Here is a 5411-nt window from a genome sequence, read left to right as displayed (position 1 = left end):
CAGCGGCGCGCGGCGCGCCGAGGACCGGGCGCTGCGGGCCGAGGCGGCGCAGGTCTTCGAACGGCTGGGCGCCCGCCGGGCGCTGGCGGCCCTGCGCACCGGGCCGGCGACGGCGATCGGCAGACCCGCGTGAAGGACGTGACGGCGATGACGGACGGGTACGGCGGGCGGCGACGCGAGGACGGCCGACCGGGCGGCGGCCCGGCGGCGGTGGTGACAGGGAGCCCGGGATGAGCACCGTGACGCGCTGGGAGCCGGAGACGGTCTCGGCGGAGCCGTACAACGCGCAGACCCCCTCGGCCGCGCTGGCCGAGCCGATCACGCCCACCGGGGCGTTCTTCGTCCGCGACCACTTCGGCGTGCCCCGGCTGGACCGTTCCGGCTGGCGGCTGCGGGTGACCGGGCTGGTGGCCACCCCGCTGGACCTCGGGTACGAGGTGCTGCGCGGCTCGGCCCGGCGCGAACTGGACGTGGTCGTCGAGTGCGCCGGCAACGGCCGCGCCCTGATGACCCCGCGCCCGCCCGGACTGCCCTGGGGGCAGCGGGCGGTGGGCTGCGCCCGGTTCGCCGGGGTGCCGCTGCGGGAGGTGCTGGCGCCGGCCGGGCTGCGGCCGGAGACCGTGGAGCTGGTCTTCACCGGCGCCGACCGGGGCCGGCTGCGCGGACGCGCCACCGCCTTCGAGCGCAGCCTGCCCGCCGCGGTCGCGCTGCACCCGGACACCCTGCTGGCCACCCACATGAACGGCGCGCCGCTGACCGCCGGGCACGGCGCCCCGGTGCGCCTGGTGGTGCCCGGCCGCTACGGCGTGGCGGACGTGAAGTGGCTGGTCGCGGTGCGGGCGGTGGGCCGGCCGTTCACCGGTCCGTTCCAGGCCGAGGAGTACGTCTACCGGCACTCCAGCGGGACCCCGGACGGCACCCCCGAGGGCCCGGTGACGGTGATCCGGGTGAAGTCGCTGATCACCTGGCCCGAGCCGGGCGCCCGGCTGCCGGCGGGTCGGCCGGAGAGCGTGCGCGGCAAGGCGTGGTCCGGCGGCGGCGCCCCGGTCGGCCGGGTCGAGGTCCGGGCCGGCGACGGCCCCTGGCGGCCCGCCGCACTGGCCCCGGCCGCCGGCCCGTACGCGTGGTGCGACTGGTCGTACCGGTGGATGCCGGTGCGGCCCGGGCCGGTGAGGCTGGAGGTCCGGGCGACCGACGCGGCCGGGCGCACCCAGCCGCTCAGCACGCCGTGGAACGAGCAGGGCTACGGGTGCAACCCGGTGGCCCGGGTGGACGTCGAGGTGACGGCCGGTCCGACGCCCGTGGGGAACGGGGTGACGCGATGACCGGGAACACCATCGAGACCGTGGTCACCGCGGCGCTCGGCGACAGCAGTTACCTGCTGGCCTCCGGCGACGAGGCGGTGGTGGTCGACCCGCAGCGCGACTGCTGGGCGCTGCTGGCCGCCTGCGCCGAGCGCGGCCTGCGGATCCGGTACGCGCTGGACACCCACGTCCACAACGACTACCTCTCGGGCGCGCTGGAGGTGCGGGCCGCCACCGGCGCCACCGTGGCCGGGCCGGCCCGCGCCGGCTACCGCTTCGACCACCTGCCGCTCGCCGAGGGCGACGAGCTGACCGTCGGCGACCTGCGGATCCAGGCCCTGGAGACCCCCGGGCACACCGCCGAGCACACCTCGTACCTGGTCCTGGACGGCACCGGCGACGGCGCCCCGGCGGCCGTCTTCACCGGCGGCAGCCTGCTGGTCGGCACCGCCGGGCGCACCGACCTGTCCGGCGCCGACCGGACGGAGGAGCTCGCCCGCGCGCAGTACCGCTCGCTGCGCCGGCTCGCCCAACTGCCGCCGGGTACCCGGGTGCTGCCCACCCACGGGGCCGGCAGCTCCTGCGCGTCCGGCCCGGCGTCCGGCCGGCGCACCAGCACGGTCGGCGCGCAGCGCACGGCCAACCCGGCGCTCGGCGCACTGGACGAGGAGGAGTTCGTCGCCGCCCGGCTGAGCGGCCTGCCGCCGGCCCCCGCCTACTACCGGCAGATGGGCCCGCTGAACCGCTCCGGACCGGCCGTCCTCGGCGGGCCGCCCGCACTGGCGCGGCTGACCCCCGAGGAGACGGCCGCCGCGCTCGACCGCGGCGCGCTGGTGATCGACGCCCGGGACCGCCGCGCCTACGCCGACGCCCATCTGCCCGGCGCCCTCGGCGACGAGCTGGACGGCTCCTTCGCGGCGATCGCCGGCGAGGTGGTGCCCTTCGGCACCCCGCTGGTGCTGGTGCTGCCCGAGCCGTTCGCGGACGCCGTCCACGAGGCGGTCACCCAACTGCTGCGGATCGGCTACGACCACCGGCTGATCGGCGCGCTCGACGGCGGGGTGGAGCGCTGGGCGCGCTCCGGACGCCCGCTGGCCTCGATCCGCACCGCCGACATCTCCGAGGTGCCGGGGGCGGTGCGGGCGCTGGGCGCGCTGGTGCTGGACGTCCGGCCGGTGCCCGATCCGCCGCTGCCCGGTGCGACGGGCATCCCGCTGACCCGGCTGCCGGAGCGGATCGGCGAGCTGCCGGTCGGCCGGGAGATCTGGACGGTCTGCGGGCGCGGCCGCCGGGCCACCGTCGCCGCCGGACTGCTCGCCGCGGCCGGCCTGCCGGTCACCGCGGTGGCCAGCGGCGGCGCCCCCGACCTGGTCCGCGACCTGACCCGGGAGCGCGGACCCGACCAGGTCCGTGACCTGACGCGCGACCGGGAACGAGAGGAGGACAGACCATGACCGGCAACGGTTACGCCCACCCCGAGGCGCTGGTCCGCACGGGCTGGCTGGCCCACCACCTGGACGACGGTACGGTCCGGGTGGTCGAGGTGGACGAGAACACCACCGCCTACGAGCAAGGACACATCCCGGGCGCGGTCGCCTGGAACTGGACCACCGACCTGCACAGCCAGGTCGGCCGGGACTACGTCGACCGCACCGGGGTGCAGCACCTGCTGCGCGTGGCCGGGGTGGAGGACGACACCACGGTGGTGCTGTACGGCGGCAACAACAACTGGTTCGCCGCGTACGGATACTGGCTGCTGCGGCTGCGCGGCTTCGAGCGGGTCAGACTGCTCGACGGCGGGCGCAAGAAGTGGGAGCTGGAGGGCCGTGAGCTCACCGAGGAGGTGATGGACTACCAGCAGAGCGCGTACCGGCTGACCGGGGCGGAGCACCCGGAGCTGCGGGCGCTGCGTGACGAGGTGCTGGCCAAGGCGGAGGTGTTCGCCAAGCCCGGCTCGGACTCGGTGCTGGTGGACGTCCGCTCGCCGGCCGAGTTCCGGGGCGAGGCGCTGGCCCCGCCGCACCTGCCGCAGGAGCAGGCCCAGGTGCCGGGACACATCCCCGGCGCGGTCAACATCCCCTGGTCGCAGGCGGCCAACGACGACGGCACCTTCCGTTCGGCGGAGGAGCTGCGGGCCCTCTACGGCGGCCAGGGCGTGGAGCCGGAGCGCGAGGTCATCGCGTACTGCCGGATCGGCGAGCGCTCGGCGCACACCTGGTTCGCGCTGACCGAGCTGCTCGGCTTCGAGCACGTGAAGAACTACGACGGCTCGTGGACCGAGTACGGCTCGCTGGTGCGCGCCCCGGTGGCGATCGGCGCGTGACGCCCGGTCACCGCCGGCCGAACCCGGGTTTCTTTGCATGAACGCTTCATAAATCAGGTGTGGACGGGGTTCCGACGGGACAGGGATCGAGCCAGTATCGACGGCACGACCACCTGTCCCAGTGACCCTGGAGGACCACCGTGCGCAAGAGGCTGATCGTCTCTGCCGCCAGCGCCGCCGCCCTGCTCCTCGCCGTTCCCGCCTCCGCCGCCCCCGGCGCGGCCGGGGCCGCGGGCGTGGGCGACACGTACTACCCGACCTACGGCAACGGCGGGTACGACGTCTCGCACTACGACATCCGGCTGAAGTACCAGCCGGACACCGACCGGATCGAGGGCACCACCACGATTCTGGCGACGGCCACCCAGAACCTCTCCCGCTTCAACCTGGACTTCGCCCTCGACGTCAGCCAGGTGCTGGTCAACGGCCGGGTCGCCAAGTTCGCCGCCACCGGCGAGCAGGAGCTGGAGATCACCCCGGACCGCCCGCTCGCCCGGGGCGCCGGGGCCACCGTGGTGGTCCGCTACTCCGGCATACCCTCCGAGGTGAAGCGCTACGGCTTCACCGCCTGGCTGCGCACCCCGGACGGCGGCGTGGTGGCCGGCGAGCCCGAGGGCGCCTGGTGGTGGTTCCCCAGCAACGACCACCCGACCGACAAGGCCACCTTCGACGTCTCCGTCCAGGTGCCCGACGGCACCCAGGTGATCAGCAACGGCGTGCTGACCGGCACCTCCTCCCGGGCCGGCTGGACCCGCTACAGCTGGCGCGAGAACAAGCCGCAGGCCACCTACCTGGCCACGCTGGCGATCGGGAAGTTCGACATCAGCACCGACACCACGCCGGGCGGGCTGCCGGTCTACAACGCGTACAGCAAGGACCTCGGCGAGAACGCGGCGGCCGCCAGGGCCAGCGTGGAGCGCACCGGCGAGCTGGTGGACTGGCTGGCCGGCTACTTCGGCGAGTACCCGTTCAGCTCGGTCGGCGGCTACGTGCCCAATGTGAAGACCGGCTACGCGCTGGAGACCCAGACCCAGGTCTTCTACAGCCCGCGGCAGTTCGCGCGCGGCTCCAACACCTCGGTCGTGGTGCACGAGCTGGCCCACCAGTGGTTCGGTGACAACGTCTCCGTCCAGCGCTGGCAGGACATCTGGCTCAACGAGGGCTTCGCCCGCTACGCCCAGTTCCTCTGGTCCGAGTACGAGAACGAGGGCACCGCCCAGGAGCTCGCCGACCACGTCTACGCCTCGCACCCGGCCGACGACCCGTTCTGGACGGTCAAGCCGGGCGACCCGGGCCCGGACAACCAGTTCCACGGCGCGGTGTACGACCGCGGGGCGGTGGCGGTGCAGGCGCTGCGCAACGCGGTCGGCGACGAGGCCTTCTTCCGGATCCTGAAGGGCTGGAACGTCGAGCGCCGCCACGGCAACGCCACCGTCGAGGACTTCCGGGCGTACGCGGAGCGGATCTCCGGGAAGAAGCTCGCCGCGCTGTTCGACACCTGGCTGTTCACGGCGGCCAAGCCGGCCGTCGGCCCGGTGCCGGGCGCGGCGGCCGCGGGTGCCTCGCTGGCCGCCCCGGTGGGCAAGGACGCCCCGGCGGGGCCGGTGGCGGAGCCGAAGTCCTGGAAGAAGATCCAGGAGACCAACTCGGTGCACGAGCACTGAGACCGCCGGTGGTGGGGGGGGGGGGGGGGGCCCCCCCCCCCCCCCCCCGGGGGGGGGGGGGGCGGGGGGGGGGGGGCCCCCCCCGCCCCCCCCCCCCCCCCCGGGGCGCCCCCCCCGGTG

At 75.3% G+C, this 5411-nt stretch carries 4 protein-coding genes; all 4 read left to right on the top strand.

Annotated elements, in window-relative coordinates; genetic code table 11:
- The first annotated feature begins 230 nt into the window (after positions 1-230).
- On the top strand, positions 231-1325 hold the full coding sequence (locus tag ACWEQL_RS40620; protein ID WP_452156356.1) for a molybdopterin-dependent oxidoreductase: 1095 nt from the start codon (positions 231-233) through the stop codon (positions 1323-1325).
- Positions 1322-2758, top strand: coding sequence for an MBL fold metallo-hydrolase (locus ACWEQL_RS40615; RefSeq protein WP_452156354.1), 1437 nt, complete (start codon positions 1322-1324; stop codon positions 2756-2758). The genes ACWEQL_RS40620 and ACWEQL_RS40615 overlap by 4 nt, the downstream gene beginning before the upstream one ends.
- On the top strand, positions 2755-3627 hold the full coding sequence (locus ACWEQL_RS40610) for a sulfurtransferase (RefSeq protein ID WP_452156352.1): 873 nt from the start codon (positions 2755-2757) through the stop codon (positions 3625-3627). The genes ACWEQL_RS40615 and ACWEQL_RS40610 overlap by 4 nt, the downstream gene beginning before the upstream one ends.
- Positions 3628-3767: 140 nt before the next feature.
- Positions 3768-5291, top strand: a complete 1524-nt coding sequence (locus ACWEQL_RS40605) for a M1 family metallopeptidase (protein ID WP_452156350.1) — start codon at positions 3768-3770, stop codon at positions 5289-5291.
- Positions 5292-5411: the final 120 nt, after the last annotated feature.

The sequence above is a fragment of the Kitasatospora sp. NPDC004240 genome (assembly GCF_053603215.1).
This window is presented reverse-complemented; position numbering and strand designations above follow the sequence as displayed.

Excerpts from the sequence above, each read along its gene's own strand:
- ACWEQL_RS40620 (WP_452156356.1), top strand. The coding sequence starts at position 231 with ATGAGCACCGTGACGCGCTGGGAGCCGGAGACGGTCTCGGCGGAGCCG.
- ACWEQL_RS40615 (WP_452156354.1), top strand. The coding sequence starts at position 1,322 with ATGACCGGGAACACCATCGAGACCGTGGTCACCGCGGCGCTCGGCGAC.
- ACWEQL_RS40610 (WP_452156352.1), top strand. The coding sequence starts at position 2,755 with ATGACCGGCAACGGTTACGCCCACCCCGAGGCGCTGGTCCGCACGGGC.